General features: G+C 41.3%; 14 protein-coding genes. 10 read left to right on the forward strand and 4 right to left on the reverse strand.

All coding sequences use genetic code 11. From position 1 onward, the window contains the following. The first annotated feature begins 165 nt into the window (after nt 1-165). On the forward strand, nt 166-813 hold the full coding sequence (locus QT716_RS11595; RefSeq protein ID WP_317936229.1) for a hypothetical protein: 648 nt from the start codon (nt 166-168) through the stop codon (nt 811-813). A 255-nt stretch (nt 814-1,068) separates the two neighbouring features. Here QT716_RS11595 and QT716_RS11600 read toward each other — a convergent pair whose 3' ends face one another. The 4 genes from QT716_RS11600 to QT716_RS11615 all read right to left on the reverse strand — a co-directional run bounded on the left by QT716_RS11600 (nt 1,069) and on the right by QT716_RS11615 (nt 4,992). Further along, the gene (locus tag QT716_RS11600) at nt 1,069-2,859 is read right to left on the reverse strand and encodes a M3 family oligoendopeptidase (protein ID WP_317936230.1); all 1,791 of its coding nucleotides are present in this window, start codon (nt 2,857-2,859) and stop codon (nt 1,069-1,071) included. A gap of 218 nt (nt 2,860-3,077) precedes the next feature. Then, complete coding sequence (locus tag QT716_RS11605) at nt 3,078-3,359, reverse strand: hypothetical protein (protein WP_317936231.1); 282 nt, start codon at nt 3,357-3,359, stop codon at nt 3,078-3,080. A gap of 17 nt (nt 3,360-3,376) precedes the next feature. Next, entirely contained in the window at nt 3,377-4,183 is an 807-nt protein-coding gene (locus QT716_RS11610; protein WP_317936232.1) for a serine hydrolase, read from the reverse strand. A 260-nt stretch (nt 4,184-4,443) separates the two neighbouring features. Beyond that, complete coding sequence (locus tag QT716_RS11615; RefSeq protein ID WP_317936233.1) at nt 4,444-4,992, reverse strand: hypothetical protein; 549 nt, start codon at nt 4,990-4,992, stop codon at nt 4,444-4,446. A gap of 379 nt (nt 4,993-5,371) precedes the next feature. Between QT716_RS11615 and QT716_RS11620 the strand changes: the two genes are divergently transcribed. The 9 genes from QT716_RS11620 (at nt 5,372) to QT716_RS11660 (ending at nt 19,371) form a co-directional block, all read left to right on the forward strand. Next, nucleotides 5,372-8,860, forward strand: a complete 3,489-nt coding sequence (locus QT716_RS11620) for a right-handed parallel beta-helix repeat-containing protein (RefSeq protein WP_317936234.1) — start codon at nt 5,372-5,374, stop codon at nt 8,858-8,860. A 284-nt stretch (nt 8,861-9,144) separates the two neighbouring features. Beyond that, complete coding sequence (locus tag QT716_RS11625) at nt 9,145-9,828, forward strand: YveK family protein (RefSeq protein WP_317936235.1); 684 nt, start codon at nt 9,145-9,147, stop codon at nt 9,826-9,828. Nucleotides 9,829-10,510: 682 nt separating this feature from the next. Then, nucleotides 10,511-12,373 (forward strand): polysaccharide biosynthesis protein, encoded by a 1,863-nt coding sequence (locus tag QT716_RS11630; RefSeq protein ID WP_317936236.1) that lies wholly within the window; start codon nt 10,511-10,513, stop codon nt 12,371-12,373. A gap of 543 nt (nt 12,374-12,916) precedes the next feature. Then, nucleotides 12,917-14,059 carry a DegT/DnrJ/EryC1/StrS family aminotransferase gene (locus QT716_RS11635; RefSeq protein WP_317936237.1) on the forward strand — a complete coding sequence of 381 codons (1,143 nt, stop codon included), beginning with the start codon at nt 12,917-12,919 and terminating at the stop codon, nt 14,057-14,059. Beyond that, nucleotides 14,034-14,663 (forward strand): sugar transferase, encoded by a 630-nt coding sequence (locus tag QT716_RS11640; protein WP_317936238.1) that lies wholly within the window; start codon nt 14,034-14,036, stop codon nt 14,661-14,663. Before QT716_RS11635 ends, QT716_RS11640 begins: the two co-directional genes overlap by 26 nt. A 101-nt stretch (nt 14,664-14,764) precedes the next feature. Further along, complete coding sequence (locus QT716_RS11645; RefSeq protein ID WP_317936239.1) at nt 14,765-15,862, forward strand: ATP-grasp domain-containing protein; 1,098 nt, start codon at nt 14,765-14,767, stop codon at nt 15,860-15,862. Continuing rightward, a complete protein-coding gene (locus QT716_RS11650; RefSeq protein ID WP_317936240.1) occupies nt 15,771-17,027 on the forward strand; it encodes a glycosyltransferase family 4 protein in 1,257 nt (418 codons plus the stop codon). The genes QT716_RS11645 and QT716_RS11650 overlap by 92 nt, the downstream gene beginning before the upstream one ends. Beyond that, complete coding sequence (locus QT716_RS11655) at nt 17,024-18,130, forward strand: glycosyltransferase (protein ID WP_317936241.1); 1,107 nt, start codon at nt 17,024-17,026, stop codon at nt 18,128-18,130. Before QT716_RS11650 ends, QT716_RS11655 begins: the two co-directional genes overlap by 4 nt. A gap of 113 nt (nt 18,131-18,243) precedes the next feature. Continuing rightward, nucleotides 18,244-19,371, forward strand: a complete 1,128-nt coding sequence (locus QT716_RS11660; protein ID WP_317936242.1) for a hypothetical protein — start codon at nt 18,244-18,246, stop codon at nt 19,369-19,371. Nucleotides 19,372-19,404: the final 33 nt, after the last annotated feature.

The following is a 19,404-nucleotide window of genomic DNA, read 5'->3' on the forward strand; positions in this document are numbered from 1 at the left end:
AATACACGGCTATGAACAGTTAACCAGACTGAAAATAGGAATTCATGACAAGAAAAAGCGAATCCTCACTGAATTTCAAGTGAGGATTCGCTTTTTTACTTCATATGAGCTAGTTTTGTCCCAGCCTCTTTTGTTTAAATCCATTAATTTTATTGAGGTGACAAGATGGACATACTTGCAAACGCTTCACACTTCTATACAGAATTCATGAAGTATGAGTTCACCTTTATTTTTGGGGATAAAAAACGCAATCAACACATTATTAATATAGTAGCTAAGAGCGAACACTTTCCACATGTTGTTGGTTTAGATAAGTTGAAAGACATTAAAGGTTCAATTTATAAAAACCATAATAAGGATCAGATTATTAATGGGATAGAAAATGGAGGAATCACTATTTCGCAACTCGAAAAGAGTAGCCATTATACTCATGAAGAGTTGGAGCATTCGGTAGAGAAACGTATTGAATTTCTTCCGTTTTTAATGCCCATTATTAACTTTGGTTTGAACAAGGAAGAAGTTACATTTAACTTTATAAAGAATAGGGCATATAGTAAAATTGATGCCGAATATTTGATCCGGTTTAAAATAATTAATGACTCCCAAGAATATTATTTAAATCTATTTTTAAAGAAAGATAAACTGTCTGCTAACTACATCCCAATATCTTTTTTTCCTAGAATCGATCAGAAGTACGAAAAAAGTCAAACACGTTTAACTCTACTATACAAGTCTAGAAAAGCAATAAACATAACTGAAGAATTATACATACGAGAAGGCTTTATCCCAGATGACTTAGATAATGAGAAATAAAATAAATGCTATAAAAAACCATACCTAAAGTAATTTTCTAGTTATACCAAACGTTAGAATACATATTATTTATCGTATGCAAAAAGTAACTATACAGAATTCAAATATCGTTCTGATAACTTTATTAACGTCACAAAGTAAAGTCTGCCAACTGTCCAACCTGTTGGCAGACTTTTTGATTTAACAGTGTGGTTATAAAATATATGGCATATTCCAAGTTGTGCAGCACTTAGGATTTTTGATGCCTTTGTTTAGTTACTCCGTAAGTTCCATAAATTCATTCACATCGTCCACACAAAGCTGGATCGCTTTTTCCCAGAAATCCGGCTTTGTCAGTTCAACACCTAAGTGTTTCTGAGCCAGGTCTTCTACAGTCATGCGGCCGGTGTCTTGCAGAAGTGCGATATACTCGTCTTCGAAACCGCTTCCTTGTTCACGTGCGTGTGCGTAAATGCCAAGGCTGAACAAGTACCCGAACGTGTACGGGAAGTTGTAGAACGGTGTTCCCGTTTTGTGGAAGTGCAGTTTCGACGCCCAAAACATTGGATCGTATTCGTCCAGCGCGTCACAGTACGCTTCTTTTTGTGCGGCGATCATCAACTGATTGAGCTTTTCCACAGGGACCATACCGTTTTTTCGTTCTTCGTAAAACTTTGTTTCGAAAAGGAAACGGGCATGGATGTTCATGAAGAACGTGACGCCGCGGCGTACTTTGTCTTCTAGCAACGCTACCTTTTCTTCTTTTGACGCGGCTTCTTTCACGGCTGCATCTGCAAGGATCATTTCTGCAAATGTCGATGCCGTTTCAGCAACGTTCATGGCGTACCCTTGGTTTTTGATATGCAAATCATTCATGACATGCTGGTGGAAACCGTGACCGAGTTCATGGGCGAGCGTTGCGATATTGGAAGCTGACCCCGAGAATGTCATGAAGATGCGCGTCTGTTTTGTGTTTGGGAAGCTTGTACAGAAACCACCAGGACGTTTTCCGGCACGGTCTTCTGCTTCAATCCAGCGGTTTTCGAATGCTGTTTTCGCAAAGTTGGACATTTTGGGACTGAAGTTCTGGAACTGCTCGATGATGCGGTTGGCGGCCTCGGTGTATGTCACATTTGTTACGCTCTTTCCTAGAGGCGCGCCGATGTCATAGATACTTAACTTATCTATATCGAGTAATTTTGCTTTTCTGTTCAGGAATTCTACAAAGGGTGCTTTGTTTTGCTCGATCGCTGTCCACATGGCATCGAGCGTTTCTTTTTTCATCCGGTTGTTTTCAAGCGGTTCCTGCAGAACATCATCCCATCCGCGGTGGCGGTACATTTGCAGGCGGAATCCAGCCAAGTGGTTCAGTGTCTGTCCGAATAAGGCAGCGTTTTTCTTCCACTCTTCCTGGGTTTTATCGAACATTTCTTTACGGACATTACGATCAGAGTTCGACATCTTGTTAGAAGCTTGTCCCATTGAATAGTGCTTCGTTTCTCCGTTTTCTTCTTCCGTAACAGTCATATTGCCCACGACCGTTTCGTACATCTGGTTCCATGCGTGATAGCCATCCGCCGCCAGGTCGTTGATGAGAATCTCTTGATCCAGTGGCAGCAATTCTTTCGCGCGATATCTCGCTTCACTGAGCGGGAAGGCGATTTCCTTCAGTTCAGGTGACTCCATCAGCTGATCCCATGCTTCGTCGTCAATTTCTTTCAGCTTCTGGTCCAGCTTCGTCCCGATTGCTCCCATTTTGGCACTTAACTCACCGCGTTTTGCGACCCAGACTGTGGCATCTGCGTCATGGACATCTTGTGCACTAAGGCAGCTGATAAATGCGAAAACATCGCGCAACTGTTTTTGCATAGGCGACAACTGATCCGTAATTGCAGCTAATTCAGCTGCAGAAGCATTTTTAGGCACAAAGTGTTCTATTTGTTCATCCATCCGTGCGATTTCTTTCGTCAGTTCAGAGAACTTCTGTTGTAAGCTTTCCGATTGACTGCCTCCTGCGAAAATCGACTCTAAATCCCAAGACGGAACGTATTCTTTTGTGTGCGTCATTCAAATCTCTCCCTTTTGAAAGTATATTCCAATTATAAAGAAAGATCTGATAAAAAGCGAAAGTGCTAGCTTGGAATTAATTTGGAATAGTTGAAGGTGAACAAAAGATGCTGAAATGAATGAATAAAGAAAGCCGATCTTCCGAGTAGTGTAGTACACGGGAAGATCGGCTTTTATTCTCAATTGAGTTTGTAAGGAACAGAGAATGACTTCGTGACTTACGAGAAAAACGCCTGAACAATCGAAACAACAAAAAACAAAAACGGTAAAGCGCTGATGACTAGCCCGATTTTTACGGTCCTTTTTACAAAGGAAAGGACGGCACCAATTAACCAGATAGGGATAGGGAGCAGCCAAAGTGGATCAGTAAACGTACTGTCGGTAAAGTTTTCACCAAGTCCTCCTACAGCGAGAAAACCAGAAAACAGGATGACGATGAAGCCGGTTACGAAAATGTGTATAGCTCGGTATACTTGAAAGATGATTTGGATTCCCTCCAATCACTCGTATTGTTATTTTATGAGTGGATGCTATTTAAGTTTCCTTGAACATACTGAATCACTGCTTTTCCAATCTGAGCAATCGTTTGCTGACCTTCGTGATTATATTCCCAGTCTGTTGTGAGGACAGCAATGTTGACGTATTTTTCACCGGTTTCAAAGTAAGCGATGTCGTGCTCCACACCGGGAAGCGTGCCTGTTTTGTTTCCGATGATCAGTGTTTCATCAAAAATCGGTTGAAAAGCAGGGAGCTTGTCGATTAGCTGCTGGTCGCGCATGATTGTTTTCAATTGCTGTTTGCTCGTCAGTGACAGGATTTCACTAGAAGGATCTAGACAAGCGAGAAAGCGGACCATGTCTTTTGCAGTTGCGACGTTTTCCAGCCCGCGGGCAAGCGCGTCGTAATCCATGAATTTCCGCGTAAGCTGGGAATGTGTCGCGCCGACTTGGTTGAAAAAGGCTTGAATCCGTTCGAAGCCGACATGTTCAATCACGAGGTTCGCTGCTGTATTATCGGAGACGATGATGGATAGCGTCAATGCATTTCGTAGCGTCATTTGTTCCATGCCGCTCATATATGCAAGAACTCCGGATCCCCCGACAGGCTCATCGATTTTTAACAGCATATCCAAATCGATTTCTCCGCGATCCACGGCTGCTAGGCAAGCCATGGCCGCTGGTACTTTCAAGATGCTGGCGGAATGTTTTACTTCATTCTCTCGAATCGCAATCTCACCTTCATGAGTCGTTGCATAGATGGAAACGTCCCCTGCAGATTCGTCAGCGATTCTATTAAGTTCTTCGGTTAACTGGTTATAATTCATAAAGGTCACCTGCCTAGTGGAATGTGGAACTGTAAATTGAAATCGTTTAAAATGGAGTTTTCTGAATTGCACTTCATCTTAAGCTTTATCGTAGCATTTGTCAGATGAAAAAGCTTTACTTATTTTGGAAACTTGTTATATGAAACGACAATGAACGTAATCCAGTTTCCACCTCATTTTATGGAACGGAAGCGATTGTTGTTTACAGCTCAACTAGACAGATGCTGTTTCAGATTTAACCAATAGAAGATTTAATAACTTCAATAGATTCCTCGCTCAAAAAAGTCTTCATCTCCAGCTTCAATCAGCAAGTCATCAAAATAAATGTTCTTAGTTTGGTTGTTTGGATCAAACTCAGGTTCTATGAAAAGATCCTGGCGCATCCGCTCAAATAGGAGGGGGCTCATTTTTGGGAACGAGGTTTCGAATGCAGTCTCCTGATCCATAGTGAATAGGTAGAACGTGATGTCCGAGTGCATATGTGGGAACTCCTTTTGGATGGTTTCTGAATGGTCTAAGAACGCATGTAAGTAGTCATCCAATCGGTGACCAGGCTCTGGAGGGATGTATGTACAATTGTTTAAATATTCTTTGGAATAGAATACATCGTGTCCTGCATGCCAACTGCCGAGCAAAGCGGTGAAGACGAGCAACGATTGGGCTCGATTCCTCTTTTTTTCATTGTTGAAATAGCGATAAAAAGGGCCATCGCCATAATCTCTCGACAGTGAAAACCCGATTGCAATTCCCGAAAGTGCTTGTTTCAGTTGTTGTTCAATCATCATATCTGCGTTCATTTGATCATCCATACGTCAGCCACCTCATGGGTCAAATTAGTTTTCAATAAATTATACAGTACCGGGGGAATTGTGTCTGTGACTTGAAGTGAGATTCTTTTGAAAAAATGGTGGCGGAAATATATAAAATTTTAAATAAACTGCACTGATTTCGAATTAAATCCCACCTGAATTAGCGAGTTAACTTCCTGCGTCCCTGCTAAATAGTATGGTAAAATGAAGGTAGATTTAACAGCTGAAAAAGCTAAGTTGCACTTCTGGTGACTGTGTCTTTTACAGTGTCTTTTTTTATGTCTGCTATATAACTATGAATATCACAATAAAAGGTTTGGTACAGAAAATACATAGTACGAAAAGTAACTTACTCAAACAAAGAAAGGAGGGAAGACACGTGGCGATTATTAATGTTTCTCAAAGTGAAGATGCTAAGTATCAAACGATAGAATCTGCAATTCAAGCAGCCATGCCGGGCGATACGGTGGAAATTGCGGATGGTATATACCATGAACGTGTCAAGATTGATAAGCCACTACTTCTTAAAAGTGCAGCGGGAGATAGACATTCCGTCTGTCTAACAAACGGTATTCATATTGCTGCGAATGATAAAGTACGCATTGAATCGATTACTATCGGTTATGGCACTTCGCAACTTGACTGCGGACTTCATATAGAGTCGGGGCAGGTAACGCTGCAGCACTGTCTTTTCTCCAGCATTCAAGGGATTGCGATGCGAGTAGATGCAGGGGCAAAAGTATCTGCGGAGCATACGGTATTTAAAAAGAATATACAAGGGATTGAAGTATGTGGCCGTCTGGCTTTGTTCGATTGCCTCGTTGAAGAGACAACGGAAAATGCTCAGATTGCGGTACGGGATGGCGGGGAACTCGCGGTAACTGACTCCGGAATTTTGAGCGGTCAGGAAGAAGGGATCCGACTGACTGCTGGCAGTCGATGTACGATTACGAAGAGTTCTCTTATTGGAAATAGCGGTGCACAAATTCTAATGATTGAAGACAGTTTTCTGGATTTGGAAGAGACAAATTTCTATTTTGGGAAAACGAATGGAATTTCTTGTAATCAGTCTAAAATAGTCATGAAAAACTGTAACTTTTCTATGCAGAATTCGGCTCATGTCCATCTCATAAATGGATCGCAAATCGAAATAGAATCCAGTGCATTCGAAAACGGTGAAGCTGAAGGAATGATTAGCAGCGGCTCGATTGTTGAAATCACAGACTCGCTGTTCAAAGGGCAAAAAGGGGGTCAGCTTGCTTGTATCGACCAAAGTGATGTTTCCATTAAACAAACTCAGTTTCTTTCAGGTGAACAGAAAGGGATTGTATGTGAGAATTCCAAGTGTACAATCATTGAATCCTCAATGAAATACAATCAGTTGTCTCAGTTATCCGCAGCTGACCAAAGCATTGTAACCGTTCTTGGTTGTGAACTGGAGAATGGAAAAAGTTTTGGGATTTACGCAGTTGGAAGTCTAGTGAAAGTATCTGATACGCTGGTCAGTCATCATGACGACATCCAGATTTATGCTGCTGACCAATCCGAACTGATTGTTTCTGCAACTGAAGTGAAAAGTGGCAAAAGTGCGGGCGTGTCAGCGAAAGAAGCGACACTGAACATAGAAAATTGTATCCTTTCCGGCCACAAAGGTTCGAACATTTTACTTAGTTCCGATGCGAAAGCGGAGATTACAGACTGCAGGATTTCAGCTGGTGAAAAGAATGGGATACTTGCGGGTCCTGGGACAAGCCTTTCTTTGGAACGAACGGTTTTATTTCATCATAAAAAAGCGCAAGTAAGCGCTGCGAAGTCTGCGTCCGTTTCGTTGACGGAGTGTGAACTCTATGATGGCAGCGCTTCTGGACTGTCGTTAAGTCAGGTAGTATGTACAGAAGTAAAAGATACGAATGTGCATGGACACCGAGCAGACCAAATCGTATTGCATGAGTGTTCAGATGCGTTCTTTAAGTCAATGCAAGTGATGAATGGATCGAAGGCGGGGTTGCTGCTGGAAAAATCGACTCCTGTCCTTGAAGACTGTCAGTTCAGCAAAAACAGTGGCGGAGATTTGAAACGGCTGGATGAGAGTAAACCGGAATTGAAGAATACAAAACTGTCGATTCCGCCGGTAGCTGGCGGTCCAGATGAAAAGTCGATGAAGAAAGCCAGCGTAATGCAAAGAAATCCAGACGCCCCGTACAGCAATGCAGAGCTGATGGATTTGTTAATGGCCGAACTGGATGAATACATTGGACTGGAAGATGTGAAAGCCAAGCTGCATGAAATGAAGAATCTGATGGAAATCAATCAATTCAAAGCAGAGCGCGGATTGAAAACCATTCAGCTCGCGGCTCCCCATATGATTTTCCAAGGGAATCCTGGTACCGGTAAAACAACGATTGCGCGACTTATGGGCGGATTTTTCAAATGGCTTGGTCTGTTGAAGAAAGGTCACCTAGTTGAAGTGAAGCGGGAAGATCTTGTCGGAACTCACGTCGGGAGTTCCGAGGAATTAACGAAAGCGAAGATCAAAGAAGCGATGGGCGGAATACTTTTCATCGACGAAGCGTACACGCTTACTTCTGGAAAGAGCTCAAGCAACGATTATGGCAAAAAGGTCATTGATACGCTGCTTCCTGCGATGGAAAACCATCGGGGTGAATTTGTTGTGATTGCAGCGGGATATACCGATGATATGGACCGTTTCTTGAACTCGAATCCTGGATTGAAAGATCGCTTTACGGAAAAAGTACACTTCCAGGACTATACACCCGATGAATTGATGCAGATCTTTTTATCCAAGTGTGAGGGAAGCTATTCGATCACAGAAGCTGCGAAACAAGCTGTACAGAATGAGTTTGTTGAACGCTATCGCAAGCGTGATCAGACATTTAGTAATGCCCGGATGGTGCGTACACTTTACGATCAGATCGGACTCGCGCAGTCACAGAGAATTGCGAAGTACCCTCGGGACAAATGGACGGAAGAATTGTTGACAACATTTGAAGAAAAAGACGTTCTTCAAGTCGTGAAAGATCGAGACGTGAAAAGTTATGACGTGCCGATTGATGAAGTATTGCTTGAAAAGAAACGTGCAGAACTTCATCAGTTCATTGGGCTCGATACTGTGAAAGCTGAAATTGATGAAATGATTGCATTGATGCGGTATTACAAACGGGAAAATCACTCTGCTGAAAAGCTGATGAACCATACGCTGCTGATAGGTAAACCCGGGACAGGAAAAACCGAAATCGCACGCGTGCTGGCTGGGATTTATCAAGCGCTTGGATTGCTTGAGCGCGGCGAACTGATTGAAGTGGACCGGAGCGATTTAGTTGGTACGCACATCGGGGAAACCGAGAAGCAGACAGCTGAACAGATTGAACGGGCGATGGGCAGTGCGCTGTTCATCGACGAAGCGTATACACTCGTTGGCGGCGGAGCAAATGACTACGGGAAAAAAGCAGTGGAAGTGCTGCTGAAACAGATGTCCGATCGACAGGGGGAATTCGTGCTCATTGCTGCAGGCTATGAAAAAGAAATGACCAGTTTTCTCGACAGCAACGCAGGATTGCGACGCCGTTTTGGTCTAACTTTGCATTTCGAAGATTATACGCCTGAAGAACTGATGGAGATCACGGAGCTTTATATCCGGGGGTATGGTATAACGGCCGATGCGAGGGACGTAATGGTTCGCCATTACCAAGATATCTATGAAAGACGTGATGAACACTTTGGAAATGCGGGTCTTGCCAAAAAGATGGCGAAAGAAATGACGCGCAAAGTCGATTATCGATTGGCGGTCTCAAGCAGCGAGGTAGAGAAGGAAATCACGATAGGCGATTTGGTTCTATTGGAAAGCTGAAGCCTGCTAAAAAACTTTTATCACATATTAATATTTGTTAACCTCCAACGTTTTTTGGCGTTAAGGAGGTTTTTTTGTTTTAAATAGTAAAGAGTAAATCCGAGTGTTATATGATTATAACGTCGTAGAATGTATATATTTATAATTAATTCTTATCTAAAAAGTAATAAAAAATCTAATACATAATGAGTTGTTTTAACAGAAATTCAAATTAAACTATCCAGTATATAATTTTCATGGTATGATTTTTAGAATATTTGAACTATTAAAGGGGGACGGACAACGTGAATGAAGAAACATTGGATCTTAAAGGATTGTTCAATGTTCTGAGAAAAAAACTTCTTCTTATTTTAGCTATAACTTTCATTTTCATGTCGGCGGCGTATTTAGTTAGCTACTTTTTTCTGACTCCTATCTATCAGTCTTCTACACAAATTTTAGTGAACCAAGAAAAGGTTCAGCAACAATCTTCCAGTTCTCCAACTATTGAATCAGACCTCCAACTTATTAATACGTACAGTGAAATCATTAAAAGTCCTGCAATTTTGTCGATTGTCATCGATGAACTTAAATTGAACCAAAGAGCCTCTCAGTTAACTGATAAAGTGACAGTAGAAAGTTCTGAGAACTCCCAAGTAATTACGATTAAAGTTGAAAATACATCACCTGAAACTGCGGTCGAAATCGCAAATACAATCAGTGACGTGTTTCAAGAAGAGATTCAAAGAGTGATGAAGGTGGATAATGTATATATTCTGTCTCGTGCTGAGTTAATAGATTCTATGAAGCCGGTTAAGCCTAAAATGAAAATCATGATGGCTATTGGAGCTGTTATTGGTTTGACTACTGGAGTGGGGATAACATTTTTACGGAACTACTTGGATACGACCATAAAGACTGAGGATGATATTGAAAAGCTTCTGGACCTGCCAGTTTTAGGAGTCATTGGTTCATTTAAAACGAAATAGCTGATGAATTCATTTCTTCTTCGCGCCTCGTGCTATTGACGTCCTCTTCATTCATATCTGAATAGTGATTTACTGAAAGAGTAATTTTTGATTTTTATTTATAGGTTTGTATAAAGACTAAGAAGGCCAAAGCCTACTTAGTCTTTTTGATTTGAACTAATCTTTGATAGAGTTATTAACACTTTTAATTCCTTATTTTGAGCTTCCAATAGGCAATGCAACCACTTTTACGATGAACAATCGCTTAAAAGTCCGAAAGCTAGATAATTACAATTACCTATATATCTCCTATAATGAACAATTCATTGATTTTAGATTTTGATTAGGAAAATAAGAGCAACTGGAAGTTGAAGTTCTTTTTAAATAACAATGAACCGACTTTTCATTAGAAATCTAGAGCATATAAAGAATGCTAAACTATCTTGAAACCAAGATAAAGTTCAAGTTACTAAAAGATTATATTCGGAATGCTTAGTTTTACTAAGATAGCGAAACAAGAGGAAAACGGATGAAATTTGAAGAATTCAGGAATGGTATTTATTGGTATATGGTAGTTATTATGGGCAAACAAGTCTTTAATAGTTTAATTATTCCGAATACATATGGCTTTGTTACTAATCTTGTGATACGATTTAGGAAATAATATACGGTGGTAGGAAATTAGTCAGGAGTGTGAGTCCTAATGTCGTTGAGAAGAAGACTAACTACGTTGTTTCTCCTAGACACGGTGATTGTGCTTTCGTCAATTTTCTTTGGGTACTACATTTTGAATCCAAATTTCTCCGTATTTACACGAGAGATCGTCATCACCAGCTCGTTAACCATTACGATTGGATACTTCTTAGTTGCCTGGCATTATGGATTGTATCGAAAAGTATGGTCCTATGCTTCCATTGGAGAACTAGTAGCGATATTTAAAACAGTGACAGTTTCGTTACTGCTCGTTGCCTCCGTTCAACTTTTACTAATGAGTGACGTCAACATGCGCGCGTTGCTTCTCACTTGGATGGTTCTGTTGCTGCTCATTGGCGGTTCGAGATTGTCGTATCGCGTTCTGATAGGCAGTCGGAAAAAGAGCGAGGCTGTCCCGATGGAAAAAGTAGTGATAATAGGAGCTGGACAAGCTGGAACTATTATTACGCGACAGCTGTTGAACAATCCGGTCTATGGTATGAGGCCAATCGCATTTCTGGATGATGATCATAAGAAACGCGGATTGGAGATTTTAGGAATTAAGATTTTTGGTGCAACCGATCAGATTGAAGACTTTGTAAAAGAACATGCAGTCGATAAAATTGTCGTTGCCATTCCTACTTTGTCGAAGTTAGATCGAGCGACACTTATCAAACGATGCGTAAAGACGGGCGTGAAGACTAAAACGCTTCCGTGTATTGAAGAACTGCTCACTGGAAAGCTTTCGGTAACCGACATGAAAGACGTCAAAATTGAAGATTTGCTCGGACGCAGTGAAGTGAAACTTGATATTGAAGCGATTCAAAGCAACCTGACAGGTAAAACAATAATGATCACAGGAGCTGGCGGCTCAATTGGATCTGAGATTTGCCGTCAAGTGTGTCATTTTAACCCAAGCAAAATAGTACTTGTCGGACACGGGGAAAACTCGATTTACTTAATCGACCAAGAATTACGCGAAACGATTTCGCAATCGATTGTCATTGTCCCTGTCATTGCAGATGTCCAAGATCGGAATCTTATGTTCAGTCTTATGAAGAAATACGAACCCGACGTAATCTACCATGCAGCGGCACATAAACATGTTCCGCTAATGGAAGATAATCCTCGTGAAGCAGTGAAAAACAATATTTTTGGAACGAAAAATGTGGCGGAAGCTGCCGATACGTGCGGTGTTCCGAATTTCGTACTCGTCTCAACAGACAAGGCGGTCAACCCATCCAACATTATGGGCGCAACGAAGCGATTTGCTGAAATGATTATCCAAAACTTGGCGAAGCATAGTGAAACTAAATTTGCAGTCGTCCGATTCGGTAATGTCCTTGGATCCCGGGGAAGTGTCATTCCGTTGTTTAAACGGCAAATCATGCAAGGTGGACCAGTGACTGTGACGGATCCGGAAATGACCCGATATTTCATGACGATTTCTGAAGCCTCCCGATTGGTGATCCAAGCAGGGACGCTCGCGAATGGAGGCGAAGTATTCGTACTCGACATGGGGGAACCCGTTAAAATTGTCGATTTGGCAAAAACGCTCATTCGTCTTTCAGGCTATCAAGATGGTGAGATAGACATCCGATTCTCAGGCATACGGCCTGGTGAAAAGCTATATGAAGAATTGTTGAATCCGAGTGAGAGACAAAGTGACTATGTATTTCCTAAGATTTACGTAGGGAAAGCGACGCCGATCACAGCGCTCGAACAGCAATATGTATTGGACAAGCTGCTCGTCGTTCCTGTAGAAGAAATGATGGAAATTTTGATTGGACTTGCCAATCGTAAATCTGTCGAAGTAACATCCGAATTTGAAACAGAAACTCCATTAGCAGCTCCGCGGATGGAGATGATTTAACCTGAAACCCGCGTACTATTCAAGTCTATTCTTCTTTGCAAAATGCTCTTATCTAGCTGTTTAACGATCCAGTTAACCGATTCAGCTGCCCACTCCTTTAAGCCGAAACCTTTTCGGCCCCTTATGATCTATACCTTCCGATACTTTGTCTTTGCCGCTAGCCGTCTCTGTACTGTGAACGTGTCGCTGACAACTTTCTGCATTTCTACTTTTCAATTACGATAACTACCTGCACCCAATAAGTATATATCCTACAAGAATTGCAATGTAACTATTGTCTGACGCCTAGCCAAGTGAAAAATGATGATTCCATTTTCCTAACTGCTAACGTATCTTAACCGACAATAATTCCTTCACCTCATGATTGTGGAAATCCATATTCCGCAAACCTACATCCAAGTTGTCATTCGTAAAGCATAAGAAAATGGACAAAATCGCTTTTGCTGATTTGCATTCATTCGTACATGTGGATAATTGAATCCTATTTCTTTCAATGAGCCTTGTTGCAATGATGCATTCAGACGACGAAAGGATGTGTCCGGAATGGAAAAACGAATCTATCTTTCTTCACCCCATATGAGTGATGAAAACTACGAATTGCATTATATCCAAGATGCATTTAATAAGAATTGGATTACGACGGCGGGCGAGAATGTAAACGAATTTGAAAAAGAGCTGGCTCATTCCGTCAATGTGAAATCAGCTGCTGTTGTGTCGTCAGGAACTGCGGCAATCCATTTAGCGCTTTTAGCAGCTGGAGTCGGTGAAGGGGACATCGTCTTTTGTCAGTCACTTACGTTCGCTGCGACTGCCAATCCGATTTTGTATCAACGAGCGACTCCAGTATTTATCGACAGTGATGCAGCTACATGGAATATGTGTCCGAAACTTTTAGAAGAAGCGTTTTTGAGATATCCGAATGTGAAAGCAGTCATTGTCGTCCACTTATATGGACTCTCTGCAGATATCGATGAAATCACACGCGTTTGTACAAAATACGGGGCTGTTGTCATAGAAGATGCGGCGGAATCTTTAGGAACCACTTATAAAGGACAACCTTCAGGGACTCACGGAAAGTATGGAATCTATTCGTTCAATGGAAACAAGATCATCACCACTTCTGGCGGAGGCGTCCTTATATCGAACGACGAAGAACGGATTGAAAAGGCGAAGTTTTGGTCAACACAATCTAAAGATCCCGCACTCTTTTATCAACATAGTGAATTAGGATTCAACTACCGAATGAGCAACATTACCGCAGGAATCGGAAGAGGTCAGTTGAAAGTGCTGGATGAACGCGTTGCGAAAAAGCGGGCGATCTATGAATGGTATAAAAGAGAGCTGGGTGAACTAGAAGACATCGGTTTCATGCCAGACAATGACTGGAATGCGCCAAACTATTGGTTAAGCTGCATTACCTGTTCAGGAAAAGTTCGTCCCATCGATATTATCGAGGCACTGGAGGCAGAGAACATTGAGTCCCGCTTCATATGGAAACCGATGCATTTACAGCCGTTCTTTGAACGATACGATTACTTTGGAAATGGCACTTCGGATCAGTTGTTTGAAGACGGGGTGTGCTTGCCAAGTGATACGAAAATGACCGAAGCGGATGTAGAACGAGTCGCAGCCATTATCAGAAGGACGGTGATCAGCAAAAATGAGAAACTCAAGCTTATTTCTTAAATTCTTAATGGATTTTATAGGAAGTCTAGTCGGATTGCTAGTGCTGTCACCCTTGCTGATTGGGATTGCACTATCTATCAAGTTCACAAGTCGCGGACCCGTATTCTTCAGACAAGATCGGTTAGGAAGAAACGGGAAAAGTTTTAAAATTATCAAGTTTAGAACGATGGTTGTCCAGCAGGAAGTGGAAGGAGTTTACTCGTTTGTGGACTCCATCGATGATCCTCGCATAACGAAAGTGGGAAAGGTTCTTCGGGCAACGAGCTTGGATGAATTGCCACAGTTATTCAATGTATTGATGGGTGAAATGAGCCTGATTGGGCCGAGGCCGCCAGTGTTAAGGCATCCATATGAATACAAAGATTACAGTGATTATCAACGACAGCGCTTTCTGATGAAACCTGGAATTACAGGGTTGACGCAAGTGATCGTAAGAAATTCAGTCACTTGGCAGGAACGTATTTTGATGGATGTAAAATATATTGAAAGATTTACGATCTGGCTGGATATTAAAATTTTGTTCGTTACCTTACAACGAGTGATTAAACCGGAAAATATTTACACACCAAGTGATAAAAAGGGTGTGAAGATTGAGATAGAATAATTGTTCAATACTTCTAAGTTTACTAGAGATTGCCCGGAGACTCTCATTTTGTTTGTGTTCGTAATTTATGGGATAAAACGATGAATTGGAGGGATTGGAGAATGAAAAACGATGTCAATTTACTCATATTAAGCTGTGGAACGAGGAATAAGATTGTGCAGTATTTCAAAAAAGAATTGAACGGAAGAGGCAAAGTGATTGCGACAGATTGTGATCGGCTTGCTCCTGCATTATATGAAGCGGACGAAGCGGTTATTGTCCCGAGAATGAGCAGCGAAGGGTATATCGATGAAATTTTTGCAGTCTGTAAGGAATTCAACGTGAATGCAGTTCTTTCCTTAATCGATCCGGAACTCAGTCTATTAGCCAAACACAAACAGGACTTTTTAGATATCGGCGTAATGCCAATCATTCCAGACTGGGACGTGGTTGAAATGTGTTTTGACAAATACAAAATGGTGAAGTTTCTAAGTCAAAACGGATTCAACACAATTAAAACATATGTGGACAAAGAGCTGTTTTATAAAGGAATAGAAGCGGGGGATATCGAGTATCCCGTGTTCGTGAAACCGATTCAAGGCAGTGCCAGCATGAATATCAATAAGGTCACTTCCCGGGACGGTATCGAATTATTGTTCAGCAAGTTCGATGATTTGATGATTCAAGAGTTCATGGATGGTACGGAATATGGTGCCGACGTGTATATCGATATGATTTCGGGTGAAGTGGTGTCCATATTTGTGAAAGAAAAGATTAAAATGCGTGCGGGAGAAACGGATAAATCAGTTTCCATGAAAGACAAGCGGCTGTTTGACTTGATGACGGAGTTTGCGGAAGTGAGCGGCATGCGTGGTGTCATTGACTTGGATATCTTCAAAGTGAAAGGCAAGTATTACATTTCAGAAGTGAATCCAAGGTTTGGAGGAGGTCATCCACATGCGTACGAATGTGGAGTGAATATCCCGGAAATGATCGTTAACAACATGGAAGGAAATGTGAATTATCCTGTGATCGGCGATTACGATGCAGGTATGTATATGATGAAGTTCAATGAAGTGATGGTAACGAACTTGAGTGTCGTGACAGTTAAAAAGGGAGGAACGGATCATGCGAGATATCCTTATTATTGCTCACTTTACACAGGCGCCAAACGAAAAAGGAAACGGTCGGTTCCACTACCTAGCGGAGAAGTTAAGTGATGCAAATACAAAAGTTGAGCTTGTCACGACTGATTTTTCACATCGCACAAAGAAATCGAGACAGCTGACCAAAGAGGAACTTATCGCGATACCGTATACCTTTACGATGATTTCAGAACCACCTTATGAAAAGAATGTTTCATTGAATCGATTTTACAGCCATTATATTTTCGGAAGAAATTTAAAGAATTATTTACAGCATAGAAAACGTCCTGACGTCATTTATTGCTCGGTTCCATCTTTAGACGCAGCAAAAGTTGCAGCCGAATACGCACGTGCGAATCATGTGAAGTTCATCATCGATGTCCAGGATTTGTGGCCGGAAGCGTTTGAAATGATTTTCGATAAGGGACTTTTGAGTAAAGCTATTTATTATCCGATGAAAAAGAAAGCGGATTTCATCTATGCCGCAGCAGATGCCATTATTGGCGTGTCTGATACGTATTCCAGCAGGGCGCTAAGAGTGAATGAAAAATGTGACACAGCACATATTGTGTTTCTCGGAACAGATCTCGAACATTTTGACAAGCTCGCCCAGGAATTTAAAGTGCTGAGCAAACCTGATGAAGAACTTTGGGTAGCGTATATCGGAACTCTTGGACATAGCTACGATATCAAAGTAGTGATTGACGCATTGAAACTGCTGAAAGATCGCGGGATTTCCGGTATCCGTTTCATCGTGATGGGGGACGGTCCTTTGAAGGAAACGTTCGAAACGTATGCCGAGGAGAAAGGGGTAGAGACAGACTTCAGGGGGAGGTTGGACTACGGTCAAATGGTCGGAATCTTAAATGAGTGTGATATCGCAGTGAATCCGATTACCCGGGGGGCAGCGCAAAGTATTATCAATAAGCATAGTGACTACGCGGCGGCGGGCCTTCCTGTTTTGAATACACAAGAATCCATGGAATACCGCTACCTCGTTGAGAAATATGACATGGGATTCAACTGCAACAACAACGATCCACAAGATTTAGCCGTGAAATTGATTCAACTGAGTACCAATGAATTACTTAGAAGAAGTATGGGGAAAAACAGCCGCAGATTAGCAGAAGAACGGTTTGATAGGAGAATCATTTACGAAGAACTAGTAGATATCATCAATCTCCACTGCAGGCAACCAGAAAATCAACAAACCTTGTTGGAACAGGGTGATAATCCATGAAAATCGTGTATATCTCATCATTATCCGGCAACCCGTCACATGGCCCCACGTATAGCGTCCCCGCACAAATTGAAAGTCAAAGTAAACTGGATGACGTGTTCTGGTATAACTTCAGTTCAAGATTTCCTTTGAAAGCTGAACGGAACTATATCTGTCATACAAGTGAAGATTATACCGCTAAGAGTGTACTGGATTTTCCGGAATCGTTTCAACGACCGGAATTGGTCATTTTTCAAGGGTTCTACTTTCAGTGCTATTTAAAAATCGCACAAGATCTAAAAAAAAGAAACATTCCTTACCTCATCATTCCTAGGAGTTCATTGACAAAAGAAGGCCAGCAAAAGAAACCGATGAAGAAAAGACTTGCAAATCAGCTGTTCTTTAACAGTTTTGCCCGCGATGCACTCGCGATTCAATATTTAACAGAAGAAGAGTATCGCGCGTCTGGAGATTCATGGAATATCAAAGCAATCGTTATTCCGAATGGAATCCACCAAAAGGCGGTTACAAAAGATTGGGATGCTGCGAATGGCAGCCTGAAAGGAGTTTTCATCGGCAGGCTGGATATTTATCAAAAAGGATTGGACTTGCTCATTGAAGCGTGTGCAGCGGTGAAAAAAGAAATGATGGAACACAACTGTTCCATTGATATTTACGGACCTGACGACAACGGGTCAAAGAACGTGATTCAAGAATTGATTGTAAAACACGGATTGGAAGATTGTATTCAACTTCATGAAGGGATTTTTGGCAAAGAGAAAGAGGATGTACTGTTGAACAGTGACTTTTTCTTGTTAACTTCCCGGTTTGAAGGACACCCGATGGGACTGATTGAAGCATTTTCGTACGGGGTGCCTTGTGTGATCACTCCAGGTGCCAATATGGAGGAAGAAGTGGAACGTACGAATGCGGGTCTGACTGCCCAGAGTTCAGTAGAAAGTATTGCGAACGCATTAAAACGACTAATGGAACAAAAAAAACATCTGCCACGTATGAGTGAAAATGCACGAACTCTATCCGATGCGTATAACTGGAATTCCTTAGCTGAAAAGAGCGCCGAATCATTTGAAAATTTGACTGCAAAAGCGGTTTTTTGGGATTGAATGGGGGAGAGACAACTTCTCTTTGAATGAAAGTAAACCAGTATGTCCAACTACGACCTATATGCAATAGCCACTACGTTCATCTTATCTATCAGCATTGGAGAGGGTGACTTATGAATGTAACGGAAAGACTGTTCGCCTTAACACTATATGTACTGGTTCTGTGCATCATTTGTTATCTGATTACCCACTTGAAAAGAAATTATTTAAGTGTTGTTTTATTTTTTTATACCTTAGTTCTATCTATTATGTCATTCTTTTACGTCCCTCCGGAGGGTGCGGATCTGTATCGATTAGTACCGATTATGCATATTTGGGGAGGCATGAGCTTCAGTAAATTATGGGGAGAAATGATGCAATCTTATGCCCCGCTTAACTTACTTTATATGCATTTAATTGGAAAAACTAATATTGATGGTCTTTTACCTGCTATTACATCATTCATATTTTATAGCAATATTTTTTACGTTTTTAAAAGAAGTGTGTTTCATTTTAACGTTCGAACTTCAGATGCATCACTTGTATTATTCTTCTTCATGTCATTAGGAGTTCTCATTGAAGTGATCTCAGGAATAAGAACAATGTTGAGTTTTTCATTTATTGCGGTGGTTATTTACAAAGAGATGGTGGAAGGCAAATCGGTTTATAGGCATGCCTTTTGGTACATTGCAGCCTCTCTCATCCATCCGGCTGGACTTGTGTTAACGGGTATTCGTTTTAGTTATTATGTTTTCGAAAAGAGTAAAACCAATTACGAGCGCTTAACCAAGATACTGTTCATCTTGATAACTGTCGCGGGGATACTTGTTTTCGGCCGGCTCTATCTGCTCGAAAGTTATGACAAGGCTGTGTTTTATTTGTTAGAGGATAAGTTTTCATACTTTTGGGAGTACGTGATCGGAATCATAAGTTTGCTATTTGTTATGTATATTCTCCGACTTGTTTCAAAATCGAACAGGCTACAAGGGGGATTTGAAAGTCAGAGGAATTTGATAGGGTTTTCCAAGTATCTGAGTATCTTACTTATTATTTTCTCAATTGAATACAATATCTTCCATCGTTTTGTGATTTTCCTATCTATCATGGCGATTCCGCTTATGTTGAGTCTGTTCGCTAAACAGAACCAAACAAATATCGTGAGAGGGAATTTCCGTAGATTCGTTTTTTACCTGTCGTGTCTGTTGCTGCTGCTCGCGTGTTCTAGAGGAAACTTAACTAGCTTAAAGTTTTTCGAGTTTTAAAACATGATAGGCTTTAAAACTTTTCTAGTAAAG

The sequence above is a fragment of the Sporosarcina aquimarina genome (assembly GCF_033253705.1).
GTDB classification, from domain to species: domain Bacteria; phylum Bacillota; class Bacilli; order Bacillales_A; family Planococcaceae; genus Sporosarcina; species Sporosarcina aquimarina.